The sequence below is a fragment of the Staphylococcus simiae genome (assembly GCF_017357005.1).
GTDB lineage: Bacteria > Bacillota > Bacilli > Staphylococcales > Staphylococcaceae > Staphylococcus > Staphylococcus simiae_A.
Genome location: NZ_CP071589.1, coordinates 2,219,417 through 2,237,793 on the forward strand (window position 1 = coordinate 2,219,417; position 18,377 = coordinate 2,237,793).

Below are 18,377 nucleotides of genomic sequence, written 5' to 3' on the forward strand. Positions count from 1 at the left end.
TTCAAGATATATAGTTGAAAGTCACCGCCATATTATACTTTAGACGTTTTTTTCTTTAATTTTGGAAGGTTAAAAACGATCGCAAACAAACCACAAACACCTAATAATATAGGATAAATACTATAAGGTACCATCATAAATGGTGAGATACCTGCGACACCAGCTGCTGAAATAACTTGTGGACTATAAGGTAACAATCCTTGGAAACATCCGCCAAAAATATCTAAAATACTTGCTGATTTTCTTGGATCAACATCATATTCATCAGCAATATTTTTTGCTAATGGGCCAGACATAATAATTGAAATCGTATTATTAGCCGTTGCAATATCTGCAGCACTTACTAAACTTGCGATACCTAGTTCTGCACCACGTTTGGATTTCACTTTTGAACGTACAAATTGTAACAACCAAGTAATACCGCCATTATGTTGAATAATACCTACTAAACCACCTATTAATAATGCAATCATGGCAATATCTTCCATGCTCATAATCCCTTTTGAAATTGCGTTTAACAATCCAGTCCAACCAAATGAGCCATCGATGATACCTATTAATCCAGCCAACAATGTACCACCTATTAATACGATAATAACATTCACACCTATTAAAGCTAATACTAACACCAAGACATACGGAATGACTTTGACGAGTTGGTAATCATAATTTTTAGTATGATCAATCGCTATACCATTAGTTAAAAAGAATAATACGATAATCGTTATAATGGCACCAGGTAAGACAATTTTAAAATTCACTCTAAATTTATCTTTCATTTTCGTATGTTGCGTACGTACGGCAGCAATAGTTGTATCAGAAATCATCGATAAATTATCACCAAACATGGCACCACCTACAACTGTCGCCATTGCTAGTGCAGTAGGAACATCTGTTGCTTGCGCAAACCCATAACCAACTGGAGCAATTGCTGCTACTGTACCAACTGACGTCCCCATTGAAATAGATACAAACATGCAAATAATAAACAAACCAACGATGATAAGATTTTGTGGAATTAATGATAATCCTAAATTTACTGTGGATGTTACGCCACCCATTTTTTCAGCAGTTGTTGAAAAAGCACCTGCTAAGACAAAGATTAACATCATTAAGATAATATTTGAATGTCCAGCACCTCTAGTAAACACTTCAACTTTAGACGCAAAAGATTCTTTCCTATTCATTAATAACGCCACAATGACTGTGACTGTAATCGCAACATTTAATGGCATTGTCGTAAAGTCACCCGTTACAATACCAACACCTAAAAATAAAGCTACAAATAATAACAATGGAAATAAGGCCCATGCATTACTTTTTTTCTGTTCTTCCATTTTTTTACCTGCTTTCCAATAAAAATACCTCTTTCTGATAAAGAAGAAAGAGGTCAATTGATGAATACCTGCTTATCTTCAAACCTTTTCGGTTACTGGAATTGGCACATTAGTCATGTTGCCGAAGTTTCGTAGGGCCAGTCCCTCCACTTCTCTTGATAAGTTTATATATGATTTAAAGTCTTACCGTAAAAGATAACATAGTTAGCGTCAAGTGTCATTAGAATAAAAGTACTTATTTAAATGATTTTTTTCATCACTTGTTGTTCGTTCATCAAACTAAGTTATCTTAATCATTGTTGTTAATATCATATTTAACATCGATATACAGCATAATAACAACGATAATAATTAATCCCATAATTGGAATGATTAATAGCAACCATAATTTAAAATACAGTGCTATTAAAATAAGCATAACGCTCACTAAAGTAATGATTAAAGACCAATATTTCAACTTTTTAGTGCGTTCTGCTGACATCACTTTAACGCGTTTATCTCTATCTGGCGCATTTATAATATAATCAATGCCCAACTTTCTAAGTATGATATTAGCAATGATGATTGGTACCCAAATTAAGAAGATGATAAGTAATTGCCATTGATTGCTAGAAACTGTTGGCACTACACCAATAATTAAAAAGGGTAAGAAGGCAATAACGGTTGCTATCATGGCCATCGTATAGTCACCTAATGGCGTCAGCCAAATACGTTGTTGTTGTATATTATGCGCTACTGCAAACATATTACCTAATAACATACAAGATAAGAATATCCCGCTACATAATATTAATAAACTTGTATCATCCATTTTATCGAACAATAATGCAGTACTAAGTACAATAGCCACAACTACAAACGTCAAAAGTTTAAATGTAATCGCTAGCCTTTTAAACATCGCTCGTCATCCTTTCAAGATGTAATATGTCGCTTTGTTTCTAAAAGGGCATTGATGTTGACTATGGTTCGCTAATTTTCAAAATTAATTTAATAGTAACATGCTAAAAGTAGGAGAGAGACAGACATAAATCTTGTCAAAAATTTATGGCGTATATGCCCGTCTTGCACATTTAAAGCTACTTAGATTTTAATCTTTTGTAGCTTTTATGCAGTTGCACGAATAGTGTCAACTGTAATCCTTAAATTTTTTCTATGACGGGTCCCTCCCACCCTGGCAAGACTGACTAGGTTTTTAAAACGTTGATTTAATAACATTTTTAAAACCGACAGTTACTGCTAAATACTACATGTTAAGTGTAAAATACTTTTTGTCTCAGGCTCATCAAAATCGTTTATCCAAGTTGTCTAGAAAACTTAAATATTGCTATTTTATGTATAAAAAATGGAATGACCAGAGATTCACTTACGAATAGTCTCTTAGTCATTCCATATACGATTATCAATGTGCTGTCATACACATTAATCTATTTGAATACCACCAGTTACACCAAATACTTGTCCAGTAGTATAACTTGATTCTTCTGCTGCAAGTAGAACATACGTACCTGATAGTTCAACAGGTTGACCTGCTCTACCTAGAGGTGTGTTCTGTCCAAAAGTAGGGATTTTACTTTGTGGTTGTCCGCCACTAATTTGTAGTGGTGACCAAAATGGACCTGGGGCAACACAATTGACGCGTATGCCTTTAGGACCTAATTCTTCAGATAAACTTTTTGTTAATGAAATGATTGCTGCTTTGGAAGCGGCATAATCATGTAATATTGGACTTGGATTATATCCTTGAACAGATGATGTTGTTGTAATTGATGCACCTGGTTGTAGGTATTGTAAGGCTTTTTGAACTGTCCAGAAGATTGGATAAACATTCGTTTCAAATGTTTCAGCAAATGATTTAGTATCAAAACCTTGAATATCATCATGATATTGTTGATGACCAGCCACTAACGTTACATTATCTAAGCCACCTAACGTTTTATATGCTTGTTCAACAAGGTCGTAATTAAATTGTTCATCACGAATATCACCAGGGATTAACACTGCTTGACGGCCTGCTTGTTCAATCACTTCTTTAACTTCTTGGGCATCTTGCTCTTCACTTGGTAGATAGTTAATCGCAACATCAGCACCTTCTTTAGCGTAAGCAATCGCAGCAGCACGACCTATCGCTGAATCTCCACCCGTTACTAATATTTTATAATCTTGTAAACGTCCATGCCCTATATATGAAGTTTCACCACAGTCTGGCGCTGGTGTCATTTCACTTTGTAAGCCAGGCACAGGTTGTTCTTGTTTATCATAATCTGATGTTTTAAATTTATTTCTAGGATCTTGTGCTCCCATATTTTAACATCTCCTCATTAAGTTTCTATATTATATTTACCCAATGAGCACCCTACTTTAATCATATTTTCATTCTTTTTACTATACAGCAAACATTTATGCAAGTAATTGCTTAACCAAATTGACAAAGTAAGACGGTACTTTTTTCAAAATCTTTTCGTCCGGGTCATATTGAGGATGATGTAAGTCATAGTTACTATTTGAACCGATAAAGGCAAAGACACCAGGAATTTGTTGACTAAAGCCTGAAAAATCTTCACCTATTGTCAATGGTTCTTCCATAACATTGACGTTATAACCTACTTCTTGTGCTACTTTAATAGCTGTATCAGTTAGTTGTTGGTCATTAATAACTGCACCTGGTAATTTTGTATAATTCAATGTTACTGTAGCGTTAAACATTGCTGTTAAGCCTTGCGCAATATCTTGAAGTCTTTGTTCAATCAAATCTCTAACATTAGCGTCAAAAGTTCTCACTGTTCCTTGAACATACGCTTGATCCGCAATGACATTCCATGTTGAACCAGAAGTTACTTGTCCAATGGTTACCACCGCTTCATCAAATGCCGATATATTCCTACTAACAATTGACTGAATACTATTAATTAATTGTCCTAATACAATGACTGGGTCATTACTTTGTTCAGGTTTCGCTGCATGTCCACCTACACCTTGTATGTTAAATTCAAAGCGGTCCACGGCAGAAGTAATAACACCAGATTTAATAGCAAATTCACCAACATTGAGTGACGGATAATTATGAAATCCTAACACTGCTGATACATCATCAACTACCCCTGTATTAACGACTTCCAAAGCACCATAACCTAATTCTTCAGCAGCTTGAAAAATAATTTTAACACGTCCATTTAACTGCTCTTCTATTGCTTTCAATTGCAATGCCGTACCTAATACACTCGCCATATGAATATCATGTCCACAAGCATGCATAACATCTGACTTGTCAGATTTAAAATCATGATTAACTAATTCGTTAATAGGCAACGCATCGATATCACTTCTAATTGCGATACATTGATCTCCTTGTCCTATTTCCGCTACTAAACCCGTTTTTAAAGGTGTCTCTAAAATGTTAATATCATGTTCTTCAAGAATTTGTTGTAATTTTGCAGTCGTGTTAACCTCTTCATTTGAAAGTTCTGGATGTTGATGAAAATATCGACGCCATTCTACTAATTGATTATATTCTGTCATTATTATCTCTCCTTTAATCGTACTACCCATCGGCCAATATAATAAATAAACGTACCAACAATCACACCAATTGCTAAATTATTAGTTACTAAAATTAAAGCCATCGTGATTAACATTAAGCTTCCGCGTTTAAAAGGTGCTTCTTTAATATGTGACCATGTTCTTCTATCAAACGTATTTAATGATACTGATACAAGTACAACTGCTAAAACAACCATTGGAATATGTCCAACAATCGGTCCTAATACAATGACACATAATAATAAAAATATTCCTGTTGATAGCGTCGCTACTCTAGTCGTTGCTCCCATTCTATAAAAAAATTTAGATTGACCTACGAGACCGCTAGAACCATAGCCTCCTAATAAAGACATTATTGTATTTGCAATACCTTGACTCAATACTTCTCTATCTTTATTACTATATTGTTGTGTTAAATCATTCATCATTTGTGTTGTTAGATTAGTTTGTATTACTGAAATGACTGCCATTGTTGCACCATACACTAGTGCGATGTTCATTGTAGACCAAGTGAATATGCCATAGGGGATATGTAGATGAGGTAGGGTCATTGTAATGTTAGCAAGATCATAAACGTACTGTATATTTGGATGTATCAACCACGTCAAAAACGTAACTATGATAATGGCAATGAGTGGTGCAGGAATCAAGCGAACCGTTTTCGATGCAATAATAATAATGAGACATGCTATGATTGCAACAATATAAGTAGCAACTGAGATACCGAAGATATACTTAATTTGTGTAGTTAATAACAGTAACCCTAATGCATTCATAAATCCCATAACAACTGTATTCGGTATACGCGTTAGTACTTTATCAATATGACATAAACCAAATATAATAAGTATAAGCCCCATTACTAAAGTTGCTAAAAATAAATAAGATATACCATGTTGTGCAACTAAAGGTGCTGCAACAATAGATATACCACTACTTGGTCCTGAAACCATAGCTAAACGATGACCTATAAAACTCATCATAAACATCATTAAGCCACACGTCATCAAACCAATTGCTGGATTAATATGAACAATAAACGAAAATGCAATGGCCACTGGTAATAATGCCAATGCTAATAATATTCCCGCTAAAATATTTTGACTATATTGACCTTTCCATTCATCAAGGTAACTTGGTCTATTTTTATCCGTCACGTTACCATCCCCTTATATGTTTTATGTTAACATTATTGTCAAATAATTCTTACAATTACAATAATTCATAGGTGTGGCTCACTTTGTTCGACATTATCTTTACTAACTAATTAAAAAGCTCTAAGTAGACGTATCTACATAGATACGATACTTAGAGCAGCTCTTGTTAAAACTATAGTCAGTCTAGTGTTAAAGTATTATCGACAATGACTTTACCATCTTTGATTACTTTTTCAGCATGGTTAATGCCAAAATGATAAGGAATATATTCATGGTTTGGCGCATCCCAAATAACAATATTCGCCTTATCACCTTTATTAATAGTACCCGCATCAACATCGATAGCCTTAGCAGCGTTGACAGTGACGGCATTCCAAACTTCATTTGGAGATAATTTTAATTTTAACGCTGCAATAGCCATAACCAGTTGTAAGTTATTGGTTACACTACTTCCCGGGTTATAATCTGTGGCAAGCGCAATCGCACCATTATTCTCTAACATTCCACGAGCGTCAGCATAATCATTTTTATCTAGGTAGAATGTTGTTGCCGGTAATAATACTGCAACCGTGTCACTATGGCGTAACTTTTCTTTACCTTTATCACTTGAAGCCACAAGATGATCAGCAGAAATCGCACCTTCATCAATAGCTAATTCAAGTCCTCCTAATGGATCAATTTCATCTGCATGAATCTTCACCTTAAATCCTGCTTCTTTTGCTTTTTGCATGTAACGTCGTGACTCTTCTATAGTGAAGACACCTGTTTCACAAAAGATATCTGCAAAATCTGCATATTGTTTCACTTCTGGCAATAATTCAATCATGTCATTTAAAAATGCTTCATTAGACTCTGCTTCTTTTGGCACTGCATGTGGCCCTAAGAAAGTATGTTTCATATCTAAATTATATTTATTAGCTAATCGATTAGATACTTTTAATTGTTTTAATTCATTGTCTTTATCTAAACCGTATCCACTTTTACTTTCTACAGCAAGCACACCATGTTTAATCATTGTTAATAAATCATGTTCCGCTTTGTTAAACAAATCTTCTTCTGACGTTTCACGTGTAGCTTTGACAGTAGATAATATGCCTCCACCCATTTCTAAAATTTCTAAATAAGACTTACCTTGACGTTTCAATGACATTTCATGCTCTCTTGAACCACCAAATATTAAATGTGTATGTGCATCTACTAATGCTGGTGATACTACTTTACCACTTGCATCGATGATTTCTTGAGCTTCAAAATCATCACTATGCTCTCCAGCATATACAATCTTGCCATCTTTAATGACTACCGTACCATTTTCAACAATAGTTAAGTCATCTAATTCTTGTCCTTTTAACGGTCTATCCGTTGATTTAGGTAAAATTAATTCTTGTATATTAGTAATGATTAAATCATTCATTATTTATCACCCACTTCATCAATCATTGGTATTTTAACCCCTTTGTCTTTAGCAGTTTGTATGGCAATATCATAGCCTGCATCAACATGTCTTGCTACTCCCATACCTGGGTCTGTAGTTAACACTCTTTCTAAACGACGATCAGCTTTTTCAGAACCATCAGCAACAACTACCATACCTGCATGTAAGGAATAGCCCATGCCAACACCACCACCATGATGGAAAGAAATCCAAGAACCACCTGCTGCAGTATTAATCAAAGCATTAAGTACTGCCCAATCTCCAACTGCATCACTGCCATCCTTCATACTTTCTGTTTCACGGTTTGGACTTGCCACAGAACCAGAGTCAAGATGATCACGTCCAATAACGATAGGTGCAGAAATTTCACCTTCTCGTACTAAACGATTTAGTGCTAAGCCCATTTTGGCTCTTTCTCCATAACCTAACCAAGCGATACGAGATGGTAACCCTTGATAAGCAATTTTTTCTTCAGCCAAGTCTAACCAGCGTAATAATTTTTCATTTTCCGGGAATAATTTACGCATTTCTTCATCAGCACGTTCAATATCTTTAGGATCACCACTTAATGCAGCGAAACGGAATGGTCCTTTACCTTCACAAAATAGTGGTCGAATATATGCTGGCACAAATCCTGGGAAATCAAAGGCATTTTTAACACCATTATTATAAGCAACTTGACGAATATTATTGCCATAGTCAAATGCTACTGCACCACGTTTTTGGAATTCTAGCATTAACTCCACATGTTTAGCCATAGATGCTTGAGAAAGTTCAACATATTTTTTAGGATCATTAACACGTAAATCACGTGCTTCTTCAACTGAATATCCTTGTGGTACATAGCCATTTAATGGATCATGTGCACTTGTTTGATCTGTAATGACATCAACTTTAAACTCTTTATCTAAAATAGCTTGGTGAACATCTACCGCGTTACCGACTATAGCAATTGACAAACCTTCACCTCGCTCTTTTGCTTGTTGTGCTAATCTTAACGCTTCGTCTAAATCATGTGTTTTTACATCGCAATATTTCGTGTCGATTCGTTTATCTATTCTTGATTCATCAACATCAACACAAATTGCTACACCGTTATTCATTGTAATAGCAAGTGGTTGTGCACCGCCCATACCACCAAGCCCAGCAGTTAACGTAATTGTGCCTGCTAAATCACTATGAAAATGTTGGTTTGCTAATTCTGCAAAGGTTTCATAAGTCCCCTGAACGATACCTTGAGAACCAATGTAAATCCAACTACCGGCCGTCATTTGCCCATACATAATTAAGCCTTTTTTATCTAAGTCATTAAAATGATCCCAGTTGGCCCATTCAGGTACTAGAACTGAATTAGAAATTAGCACACGTGGTGCTTCATCATGTGTTTTAAAAACAGCAACAGGTTTACCTGATTGCACTAACATCGTTTCATCAGCTTCTAAATCACGTAACGTTCTTTCAATAGCTTCAAAAGATTCCCAATTACGCGCAGCTTTGCCAATACCGCCGTAAACAACTAAATCTTCAGGACGCTCAGCAACTTCTGGATCTAAATTATTATAAAGCATGCGCAGTACAGCTTCCTGTTCCCAACCTTTACACTCTATATCTAAACCTTTTTTTGCTTGGATTTTTCTCATTAAAATCTCTCCCTATCTTAATTAGAATGACAGACGAAGTGAAGCGCTTACATAATTATCTTCATTAGTTATTATATTATGCTAAAATATAGTTAACAAATATAAATAAACTAATTATTTATAACTTCAAGTTATAAATGAGATGTAGGAGGATAACAATGAAAATCATTCAGCTTGAATATTTTTTAGCGATTGTTAAATATAATAGTTTCACTAAAGCTTCTCAATTTCTTCATATTAGTCAGCCTTCGTTAACTGCTACGATTAAAAAGATGGAAGCAGATTTGGGTTATGATTTATTTATCCGTTCTACTAAAGATATTAAAATTACCGAAAAAGGCATACAATTTTATCATTATGCTAAAGACTTAGTGCATCAATACCGTTCCACTATGGAAAAAATGTACGATTTAAATGTATCAACTGTTCCTAGAATAAAAGTTGGTGCCTTAGAATCGACAAATCAATGGTTATCTCAATTAATTAGAAAACATCATGTCGATTTTCCGCATCAGCAATATCGTTTATATGAAATTCATGATAAATCACGTTCTATTGAAGAATTATTAAATTTCAATATACATATCGCACTGACAAACGAAACAATAAATCATGACGATATTGAATCAGTAGCATTATATGATGAGTCATATATTCTTTTGGCTCCAAAAGAAACATTTTGTCATCAAGATTGGGTAAATGTTCAAAACTTACCACTCATTTTACCTAATAAAAATTCTCAAGTTAGAAAACACCTTGACGATTATTTTAATAGAAGTAATGTTCGTCCAAATATCATTGTTGAAACAGATCGTTTTGAATCAGCTGTATCTTTTGTGCATCTTGGTCTAGGCTATGCTATTATTCCAAGATTCTATTATCAATCTTTTAATACGGATCATTTGGAATATAAAAAAATCCGCCCCAATTTAGGACGGACAATTTATATTAATTATTTAAAAAAACGCAACCATTCAACAGAAGTCAATAACCTCATCCAACAATGTAAAGACTATTGGTTAGAGCTTGTACAATTTTAATTGTTACAAGCTCTTATGCATTTGGTGCCAAGCAACCAAATGTATTCTTCTTCCCTGTACAATTTTAATTGTTACTAGCTCTAATTGTTACTAGCTCTAATTGTTACTAGCTCTTATGGCTCAACTTGCATGGCTTGTTGAATTTCTTGTGAAATCCTCTGTGTTGGAGCTCTTGTTATACTAAGCTCAATTGATTACAAAAGTCTTTCGCCTTTTGCATAAGTAGCACTAACTTTTACTTCGTAAAAGAAGTGCGTTTTACGGATTACAAAAGTCTTTCGCCTTTTGCATAAGTAGCACTAACTTTTTCTTCGTAAAAGAAGTGCGGTTCACGGATTACAAAAGTCTTTCGTCTTTTGCATAAGTAGCACTAACTTTTTCTTCGTAAAAGAAGCGCGTTTTACGGATTACAAAAGTCTTTCGCCTTTTGCATAAGTAGCACTAACTTTTTCTTCGTAAAAGAAGTGCTACTTTAAAAAGTGGTGTACGAGGTTAGCAATTAGTTTAGCGGTTCTATTATCTGTATCATATGTTGGATTCATTTCCGCTATGCTTATAGATGTCACTTTATCACTTGGAACAATACGTTTTGCTAATTCGAATACGATATGTGGATATAATCCTAACACAGCTGGTGCACTCACACCTGGGGCAAAGGCACTATCTATGACATCCATACATATTGTTAACATAATCACATCATGATCATGAATAAAACGTTCAATCATATCCTTAATTGGTGGTGACACATGATGCAATAATTCATCTGAAAATACATATTTAATATCTTTTTCTTTTGCATAATCAAATAAACTTTGTGTATTGCCACCTTGAGAAATACCAAGCGCCATATAATCAGTATTATCATCTTCTTCTAATATTTGTCTAAAACTTGTTCCTGATGTTGATTCTTCTTCATCTCGTGTATCAAAATGCGCGTCAATATTGATAATACCAATTGATTGTTCAGGATATACTTTTCGTAAAGCTAAATACTGTGCATAGGCAATGTCGTGTCCACCACCTAAGAGAAACGTTTGTTTATGATTATTAATTGACTTTGATGCTAGTTCAGCAAATTCTTTTTGTGTATCAATTAATCGCTCATGAGTATGTTCAACATTGCCATAATCGACAAAGGTTTCACATTGATTTAAATCAGGTAATCCTGCAAAAGCTTGTTTAATAGCGTTGGGTCCTTCTTTAGCACCTACACGTCCTTTATTAAGTTCAACACCTTTATCTACAGCATAACCTAACATTCCAACGCCATTAGGTTGTTTAGACTTAGTAACTTGAGTTAAGTCTTCAAATTTTACTGTTTGGAAGTGTCTAAATTGCCTACGATCAGTTTCACTATCTAAACGCCCTGTCCATAAATTTGGTTCAGCAAGCTTGTACACACTATTTCCCCCTCATATTATAGAGATGATTTAATACTTAAAGTATAACGTAATGTTAAATTTCAATTCAATACATACCATTAGCCTATGATATTAATTATTACTTATTTTGATATTCAAAATATTAATTAAAGTTGAATTTTCTTTAAAAAGCTATTTTTATATTAATATAATACGTCAGGACTATTACATTTTGATTAATAAATGACATAGACAATTTAACTCTTAGCTTGTAATATGTATAATTGTTAATAAATGATTATTTGCACGGTACCTAACGGAGGTTACACTAATGGAAAATAATAAAATTTCTGGATTCCAGTGGGCAATGACAATTTTTGTATTTTTTGTCATTACTATGGCTTTATCCATCATACTTAGAGATTACCAAGCTACTGTAGGCATTAAACACTTTGTTTTTGAAATTACTGATATTGCACCTTTTGTTGCAGCAGTTATTTGTATTGTCGTGTTCAAACATAAGAAAATACAACTTGCAGGTTTAAAATTCACGATTGGCTTAAAAGTCATTGAACGTATTCTTTTAGCCTTAATCTTACCGTTAATTATTTTTATGATTGGTATGTATAGCTTTAATACATTTGCGGATAGTTTTATCCTGTTACAAGCTTCTGATTTATCAGTACCAATCACACAAATTCTTATCGGACATATCGTTATGGCATTTTTAGTAGAATTTGGTTTCCGTTCTTATTTACAAAACATACTAGAAACAAAAATGAATACATTTTTCGCTAGTATTATTATCGCTTTAATGTATTCAATATTTACGGCAAACACTACTTACGGATCACAATTTGCAATTTATAACTTTATCTATTCGTTCGCATTTTCAATGATTATTAGTGAATTAATCCGTGCAACACGCGGACGTACAATTTATATCGCTACAATTTTCCATGCTTCAATGACGTTTGGTTTAGTATTCTTATTTAGTGAAGAACTTGGCGATTTATTCTCTATGAAAGTGATTGCCTTATCAACAGCTCTTGTAGCAGTCGTGTTTATCTTATTAAGTTTAATTATTAGATTCATCGTCTATATGACTACGAAACGTAGTTTAGAGGAAGTTGAACCAAATAATTACTTTGATCATGTTGATGATAGTGACGATGAAAATACTAGTAATCAACAAGAAAATTCAAATATGCAAAATAATAAAACAACTGACAATACAAAGGAAGACATTAGTGACAATAAATCACATGATGATTACGACAAATCAACGGCAGATAATTCATTATCAGATAGTCATCACGAAGACCTTAAATCATCTGCACCATATAAGGATGATCGTCGTTCTTCAACCGTAACTGATGCTGAAGAAGAAATTCACGATAGTAACAAACATCACAATCATCACCGTCGTTAAATTTTAAAAAAACGCCCGTACACTTTTTGTACGAGCGTTTTTTTGGTTCTCTGTTTTTTAGGACTGATAAATAAAAAATGAATAATTTAAAACGAAAATTAATTTGAAGCCGAGACTCCTTAGGGAGCAGTGCTAGTCGAAGACTACAGGCTGAGACAGCACCCTAGGAAGGGACCCAACACAGAAAAACTGGTTATCCAGTTTTTTCATGCAATGCAGGTTGGGCACAGCGAGGCTTGAAAATTTAATTATGTATCAGTCCGATTTGTTAGAGAACCGTTTTTTTTGCTATTTCGTTAAGATATTAACTCCATTTTGTGTTCCAACAATTACTTTATCAGCCATATCTAAGAAATATCCTGTTTCAAATACACCTGTAATATGAATTAAAAACTCATGGAATTCATAAGCATCAATCCCTTGTGGTAATGTACAATCAAGAATATAATTACCATTATCAGTAATAAAAGCAACATCTTCTGTTACACGTCTTTCAACTTTAATATCACCATATGATTCAATCTTACGAACTACTTGTAACCAATTAAATTTATCTACCTCTACCGGCAATCTAAATGTCTCACCTAGATAATTAACAATTTTAGATTCATCAACAACAACAACAAAGCGGTCTGCAATTTCATCGATTACTTTTTCTCTAAATAATGCTCCGCCACCACCTTTAATAATATTTAAAGCTGGATCTACTTCATCAGCACCATCAATAGCTAAATCAACATGATCTACATCATTTACTTCTGATATTTTAATACCTAATTCTTTAGCTAAATATGCAATTTTATTCGACGTACATACACCGGTAATGTCATAACCCTGTTCCTTAATCAATTGAGCAATTTCAGGTAATAATAATTCCATCGTACTACCTGTACCAATACCTAAAATCATGTCCTTATTAATTTCTTTCAATACATCATTTAAAGTCATTAATTTAAGTTCATTGACATCTTTCATTTAGATAGCCTCCTGTAGTATATTTCTTTGGTCCATTCATCTTATATTCTACATGACCATCATCATTAAACATACCCTTATTTTCTAACATTTTAAAAACATTTTATATGTAATAATCAAACAATTTAATTTATGTAGCACAATATAGTGACAATAGTGGTGATATAAATGAAAACGTTTTAACTATTCGGAAACTATCTACTGAAAATTTCCACCTTAACAATTAATATATTTAACTTGAAATAATATAACAAATACAGTTCCATTATAAACATCATCATGAGAGGATGACACAATTATATCCTGGGCTTAGTAAACGACATCATGTTATATGATATTGGTGTAATATAACATTAGTCACTCTATCTAACTTTAATGCGTTGTCCTTGAACAAAGTAATCACTAATATTTAATCATAAAGATGAAAAAGCCGAGTTGTGCAACAAGGCACAACTCGGCTTTTTCATTTTACTTTCTAACTCTACATTTAGCTTTAATATATTTAATTATCATTACCTGTAACTGCGTATTCATGTATACGATAACTTGTTTTAGAATGGAATGGTTCACCAGCTCTTAATATTGATAAGGCTTTATCACCATCAATATTAATATCATTTGGCATAAATTGTGCTTCAAGGGTAAAACCAGAATGTGCTTTATAAATATTGAAATCACTTTGCCATGCTTCAGGTTGGTTAAAAGTAAACATAACGATATTCGGCATATCAGTTTCCACCTCTAGAGAAAATTCATGATTCTCGACAAAAAGTTTGTCGTTCCCTACTGTAAATGGATGGTCTAATCCACCGTATTGTGCCATTTGTTGTTGAAGCTGAGGATGTTCACTTGTAAATATATCACTAAGTTTAATTTTGTTGTCGCTAAAAATATCATGTAACTCCACTACTTCATCAGTAACAATATTTTGATCATCTAGTAAGTGCATATTCAAATGTTCACTATAAAGTCGATGATTATCAACGACATTATTATCTCTATTTAAATTAAAGTAGACATGATTGGTTGGATTAAACAAAGTATCTTCTGTAGCTACTGCTTCATAATCTATTGACCATTGATGATCTGCATCATAAGTATGCGTAATCTTCACTTCAAGATCACCTGGGAAATTGTCTTCTTGTGATTGTAATGTAGTTGTAAATACTACTCTAATTTGACCAATTTCATTAAAAATTTCATAATCGAACAATTTAGAATCCAATCCCTGTTTACCACCATGTATATGATGGGGCTGATCATTTTGCTCTAATTTATACTGTTGTTCATTAAGTTTAAAAGTAGTATCTTTAATTCTACCGCTATATCTCCCAATTGATGCTCCAAATTTAAATGGATTATCAAAGTAAAATTCATCCGCTTCAACAACATTACCTAAGACAGTATTATTATCGTGATACTTCCAAGATACGATGCCAGCTCCATAATTTGTAAAAATAATTTTAGTCTCATCATTATCAATCTTAATTAAATCTACACCATGTCTTTGGTGCTCAACTTCAACTATCATTTTTACTTCTCCCTTCCTTACACTAAACGCAGTATTTAAGCTCTGTTAGGTAGTAACATCACTAAAACACCAATAATACAAATAACTGCTCCCAAAATATCGTATTTATCTGGTACCTGTTTTTCAAATATCATAGCCCATACGATGCTCATAATGATAAATATACCACCATAAGCTGCATATACACGACCAAAAGTTGGAAACGATTGAAAGGTTGCAACAACACCATATAGGATTAAAATAATTCCACCGAAAAATCCAAGCCATGATGATTGTCCTTCTCTTAACCATAACCAGATAAGATAGCCGCCACCTATTTCACACAAACCAGCAAGTATAAAAATAGCCAATGGGTATAACAATTGATGACACCACCTATCCAAAACGCGTTATTCTTTTTGATAAAAATAAATATCGACGACTACTTTTTATCAATCCCTCAAAAACTTCTTTTTCACATTCATATTGTACACTTTTTTTGACATTATTCTATAGTTATAGCTAAAAAATATGGGAGTAAAGTAATAATCTTAACTAAATCATGACAATTACAATACTCCCATCAATATTATTTTTGTTTTGCTAATTTTAGGTAGCAAACCAGAGACAACCGTAATAACCAGTTCACATGATTAGAGAGCTGTTATTTTTTTAATACTCTCTTCAGTGATTTGAAAATTCCTTTTTCAAAGGTCAATACAGAATCTTTATATGTTTTAATCGCAGTCCACATAAGTACCACAATAACAATAATAGATATACCTGAACTAACAACGACTTCCCATAGATTTAAACTGGACGTCTGTGCACGTACAACTAACTGGAATGGTGCTAAAAATGGAATAAAACTCGTCACAGTTGCTAATTTCATATCCGGATTATTAATCGTAAATAATGCAATGTAAAAAGCTACCATCGCTATTAATGATAATGGCATAAGCGATTGATTTAAGTCTTCAATACGCGCTGTTAATGAGCCTAATATAGCAGCTAATAACACATAAGTTAATATACCAATAATTATACTTATCATTCCAACCGCTATAATTTGCCATGATAAATCATTCATTTCAACATTGAAGCCTTGTAACAAGTCTTTTAAGTCAAAAGCAAAAATACATATTACTGCAATGATACAAATTAAAATAATTTGCGTGAATGCTACAGCAATAATCGCTAGCATTTTAGCTAAAATATGTTTGATTGGAGAAATACTTGTGATAATCATTTCAATGACACGCGATGTTTTCTCACTGGCAATTTCCATAGCTAGTTGTGATGCGAAATTAAAAATAATAAAGAACATTAAAAATATAGTGACATACGCTAAAATATAATTAAACATCTTTTGTCCTTGTGATACTTTATCTACGTCATCTTTAGACACTACGTCGTTAGTCACTTCACTTTTATCCTGTAGCTTTTGTAAATCTTGTTGATTAATATTTAAGTCAGCCGCAATTAAATGTGTTTGTATTGAGCTTAGTACTGCAGTTAATTGTTGTTGATCTGACTCACCAATTCTTTTCTTACTAATAACCGTTGCATTTAATGTGTGATCTTTATTTTCTTTAATAAGATATGCTTTATCGAGTTGATCTTTCTTCACTTTTGAAGTTGCATCTTCCTTGCTCACTTTAACAAATTTAGCCTCATCATCAATCGCATGACTTTGTGCTTTAAATGCTTTATATAATTGTTCATTAGGTGTTGCTACACCAATCTTATCTGGCCCATCATCAAAGAAATCAATAATTTTATCAATATTTGATAAAGCCACCATTAATACAACTATAATAGACATAAAAATAATAAAGCCTTTAGATTTAATTTTGTTTAGATAGGTAAGTGAAAAAGTGGCCCAAAACTTATTCATGCTTATCACCTACCTTGGCAATAAAGATATCATGTAATGATGGTTCTTGAACTTGGAATCTTTTCACAAAACCATGTTGCGTTATAACCTGGTAAATATCTTTAGCTACGTCTTCTTGTTCAATAACTATAGTCATACCTCGTTTGTTGTGCTCTATATCTATAATACCTTCGATCATTGTTAATTCTGGTAATGTGTGGTCAGCTTCGATAATTACTTTTTTATTACCATGTGATGCACGTACATCATTAATATTGCCCGAAACAACTAATTGTCCTTTATTTAAAATACAGACATCGTCGCATAGTTCTTCAACGTGTTCCATTCTGTGAGAACTATAAATAATAGTACTACCCCAGTCATTTAAGTCTTTAACTGCTTCTTTTAATAATTCAACATTAACAGGGTCTAAACCACTAAATGGTTCGTCCAAAATTAATAACTCTGGTTGATGTAACATGCTAGCTAATAATTGAATCTTTTGTTGGTTACCTTTCGATAGACTATCTATTTTTTTCTTACGATTCTCAGTAATATCAAAGCGCTCTAACCAATAATCCATTTGTTTGTTAATTGCTTGTTTAGACATACCTTTTAAAGTAGCCAAATACTTCAATTCATCTTCTACTGTCATTTTAGCATGTAATCCACGCTCTTCTGGTAAGTAACCAATGTTGTTATACATTGTTTTATCAATTTTTTTATTGTTATATGTAATTGCTCCTTCAGTTGGTTCACTTAAGCCTAAGATCATACGAAACGTCGTTGTTTTCCCTGCGCCATTTCTACCAAGAAAGCCAAGCATGTTACCTTGTTCTAATTCTAAAGAAATGTCATCAACTGCCGTATTCGAGCCAAATCTTTTCGTGACGTGATCAACGTTTAGCACCATATTGAAACCTCCCTTAATGATAGTATTATCTTTAATATAACATTAATTCAAATTAAATATATACTTTTTTTATTAATTATATTATTTCCAATATTTAAGTGATTGTTGTTTGTTTTCAACAATATGTGTACCTTGAACATATCCTGCATCACCGATAGCTA

General features: G+C 33.2%; 15 protein-coding genes and 1 riboswitch. Of the genes, 2 read left to right on the forward strand and 13 right to left on the reverse strand.

Annotated features, from left to right (window positions below; translation table 11 throughout):
- Nucleotides 1-32: 32 nt before the first annotated feature.
- From J3R86_RS10330 to hutU, 7 genes are all read right to left on the reverse strand, one after another.
- Nucleotides 33-1,337, reverse strand: coding sequence for a Na+/H+ antiporter NhaC family protein (locus tag J3R86_RS10330; protein ID WP_207517207.1), 1,305 nt, complete (start codon nucleotides 1,335-1,337; stop codon nucleotides 33-35).
- 69 nt (nucleotides 1,338-1,406) lie between these two features.
- Nucleotides 1,407-1,502: riboswitch (SAM riboswitch) on the reverse strand.
- A gap of 124 nt (nucleotides 1,503-1,626) precedes the next feature.
- The gene (locus tag J3R86_RS10335) at nucleotides 1,627-2,235 is read right to left on the reverse strand and encodes a hypothetical protein (protein ID WP_207517208.1); all 609 of its coding nucleotides are present in this window, start codon (nucleotides 2,233-2,235) and stop codon (nucleotides 1,627-1,629) included.
- A 521-nt stretch (nucleotides 2,236-2,756) separates the two neighbouring features.
- Nucleotides 2,757-3,638 (reverse strand): SDR family oxidoreductase, encoded by an 882-nt coding sequence (locus J3R86_RS10340; RefSeq protein WP_002464620.1) that lies wholly within the window; start codon nucleotides 3,636-3,638, stop codon nucleotides 2,757-2,759.
- A 96-nt stretch (nucleotides 3,639-3,734) separates the two neighbouring features.
- Entirely contained in the window at nucleotides 3,735-4,853 is a 1,119-nt protein-coding gene (locus tag J3R86_RS10345) for an amidohydrolase (RefSeq protein ID WP_207517209.1), read from the reverse strand.
- 2 nt (nucleotides 4,854-4,855) lie between these two features.
- Entirely contained in the window at nucleotides 4,856-6,031 is a 1,176-nt protein-coding gene (locus J3R86_RS10350; RefSeq protein ID WP_207517210.1) for a SulP family inorganic anion transporter, read from the reverse strand.
- A 178-nt stretch (nucleotides 6,032-6,209) separates the two neighbouring features.
- Nucleotides 6,210-7,445, reverse strand: coding sequence for an imidazolonepropionase (gene hutI / locus J3R86_RS10355; protein WP_207517211.1), 1,236 nt, complete (start codon nucleotides 7,443-7,445; stop codon nucleotides 6,210-6,212).
- Nucleotides 7,445-9,106, reverse strand: coding sequence for a urocanate hydratase (gene hutU, locus J3R86_RS10360; RefSeq protein ID WP_207517212.1), 1,662 nt, complete (start codon nucleotides 9,104-9,106; stop codon nucleotides 7,445-7,447). Before hutU ends, hutI begins: the two co-directional genes overlap by 1 nt.
- A gap of 158 nt (nucleotides 9,107-9,264) precedes the next feature.
- On the opposite strand from hutU, the gene J3R86_RS10365 reads away from it, so the two are divergent.
- Complete coding sequence (locus J3R86_RS10365) at nucleotides 9,265-10,146, forward strand: LysR family transcriptional regulator (RefSeq protein WP_207517213.1); 882 nt, start codon at nucleotides 9,265-9,267, stop codon at nucleotides 10,144-10,146.
- Nucleotides 10,147-10,613: 467 nt separating this feature from the next.
- Here J3R86_RS10365 and hutG read toward each other — a convergent pair whose 3' ends face one another.
- Nucleotides 10,614-11,549 carry a formimidoylglutamase gene (gene hutG, locus J3R86_RS10370; protein WP_207517214.1) on the reverse strand — a complete coding sequence of 312 codons (936 nt, stop codon included), beginning with the start codon at nucleotides 11,547-11,549 and terminating at the stop codon, nucleotides 10,614-10,616.
- A 292-nt stretch (nucleotides 11,550-11,841) separates the two neighbouring features.
- Here hutG and J3R86_RS10375 point away from each other — a divergent pair, with 292 nt between their 5' ends.
- Nucleotides 11,842-12,942 (forward strand): peptidoglycan release complex CPBP-like subunit SdpC, encoded by a 1,101-nt coding sequence (locus J3R86_RS10375; RefSeq protein WP_207517215.1) that lies wholly within the window; start codon nucleotides 11,842-11,844, stop codon nucleotides 12,940-12,942.
- A 288-nt stretch (nucleotides 12,943-13,230) separates the two neighbouring features.
- Here the strand turns inward: J3R86_RS10375 and J3R86_RS10380 are convergent, their stop codons facing one another.
- The 5 genes from J3R86_RS10380 to J3R86_RS10400 all read right to left on the reverse strand — a co-directional run bounded on the left by J3R86_RS10380 (nucleotide 13,231) and on the right by J3R86_RS10400 (nucleotide 18,216).
- A complete protein-coding gene (locus tag J3R86_RS10380; protein ID WP_207517216.1) occupies nucleotides 13,231-13,917 on the reverse strand; it encodes a ribose 5-phosphate isomerase A in 687 nt (228 codons plus the stop codon).
- A 502-nt stretch (nucleotides 13,918-14,419) separates the two neighbouring features.
- Nucleotides 14,420-15,448 carry an aldose epimerase family protein gene (locus J3R86_RS10385; protein ID WP_207517217.1) on the reverse strand — a complete coding sequence of 343 codons (1,029 nt, stop codon included), beginning with the start codon at nucleotides 15,446-15,448 and terminating at the stop codon, nucleotides 14,420-14,422.
- A gap of 35 nt (nucleotides 15,449-15,483) precedes the next feature.
- Nucleotides 15,484-15,810 carry a YnfA family protein gene (locus tag J3R86_RS10390; RefSeq protein ID WP_207517218.1) on the reverse strand — a complete coding sequence of 109 codons (327 nt, stop codon included), beginning with the start codon at nucleotides 15,808-15,810 and terminating at the stop codon, nucleotides 15,484-15,486.
- 281 nt (nucleotides 15,811-16,091) lie between these two features.
- Nucleotides 16,092-17,324 (reverse strand): ABC transporter permease, encoded by a 1,233-nt coding sequence (locus tag J3R86_RS10395; RefSeq protein ID WP_207517219.1) that lies wholly within the window; start codon nucleotides 17,322-17,324, stop codon nucleotides 16,092-16,094.
- Complete coding sequence (locus tag J3R86_RS10400) at nucleotides 17,317-18,216, reverse strand: ABC transporter ATP-binding protein (RefSeq protein ID WP_207517220.1); 900 nt, start codon at nucleotides 18,214-18,216, stop codon at nucleotides 17,317-17,319. Before J3R86_RS10400 ends, J3R86_RS10395 begins: the two co-directional genes overlap by 8 nt.
- Between the last annotated feature and the right edge of the window lie 161 nt (nucleotides 18,217-18,377).

Bases quoted from the DNA above. Each gene is read 5' to 3' on its own strand.
- J3R86_RS10330 (WP_207517207.1), bottom strand. From the start codon at position 1,337: ATGGAAGAACAGAAAAAAAGTAATGCATGGGCCTTATTTCCATTGTTA.
- J3R86_RS10335 (WP_207517208.1), bottom strand. From the start codon at position 2,235: ATGTTTAAAAGGCTAGCGATTACATTTAAACTTTTGACGTTTGTAGTT.
- J3R86_RS10340 (WP_002464620.1), bottom strand. From the start codon at position 3,638: ATGGGAGCACAAGATCCTAGAAATAAATTTAAAACATCAGATTATGAT.
- J3R86_RS10345 (WP_207517209.1), bottom strand. From the start codon at position 4,853: ATGACAGAATATAATCAATTAGTAGAATGGCGTCGATATTTTCATCAA.
- hutI (WP_207517211.1), bottom strand. From the start codon at position 7,445: ATGAATGATTTAATCATTACTAATATACAAGAATTAATTTTACCTAAA.
- hutU (WP_207517212.1), bottom strand. From the start codon at position 9,106: ATGAGAAAAATCCAAGCAAAAAAAGGTTTAGATATAGAGTGTAAAGGT.
- J3R86_RS10365 (WP_207517213.1), top strand. From the start codon at position 9,265: ATGAAAATCATTCAGCTTGAATATTTTTTAGCGATTGTTAAATATAAT.
- J3R86_RS10375 (WP_207517215.1), top strand. From the start codon at position 11,842: ATGGAAAATAATAAAATTTCTGGATTCCAGTGGGCAATGACAATTTTT.
- J3R86_RS10380 (WP_207517216.1), bottom strand. From the start codon at position 13,917: ATGAAAGATGTCAATGAACTTAAATTAATGACTTTAAATGATGTATTG.
- J3R86_RS10385 (WP_207517217.1), bottom strand. From the start codon at position 15,448: ATGATAGTTGAAGTTGAGCACCAAAGACATGGTGTAGATTTAATTAAG.
- J3R86_RS10395 (WP_207517219.1), bottom strand. From the start codon at position 17,324: ATGAATAAGTTTTGGGCCACTTTTTCACTTACCTATCTAAACAAAATT.
- J3R86_RS10400 (WP_207517220.1), bottom strand. From the start codon at position 18,216: ATGGTGCTAAACGTTGATCACGTCACGAAAAGATTTGGCTCGAATACG.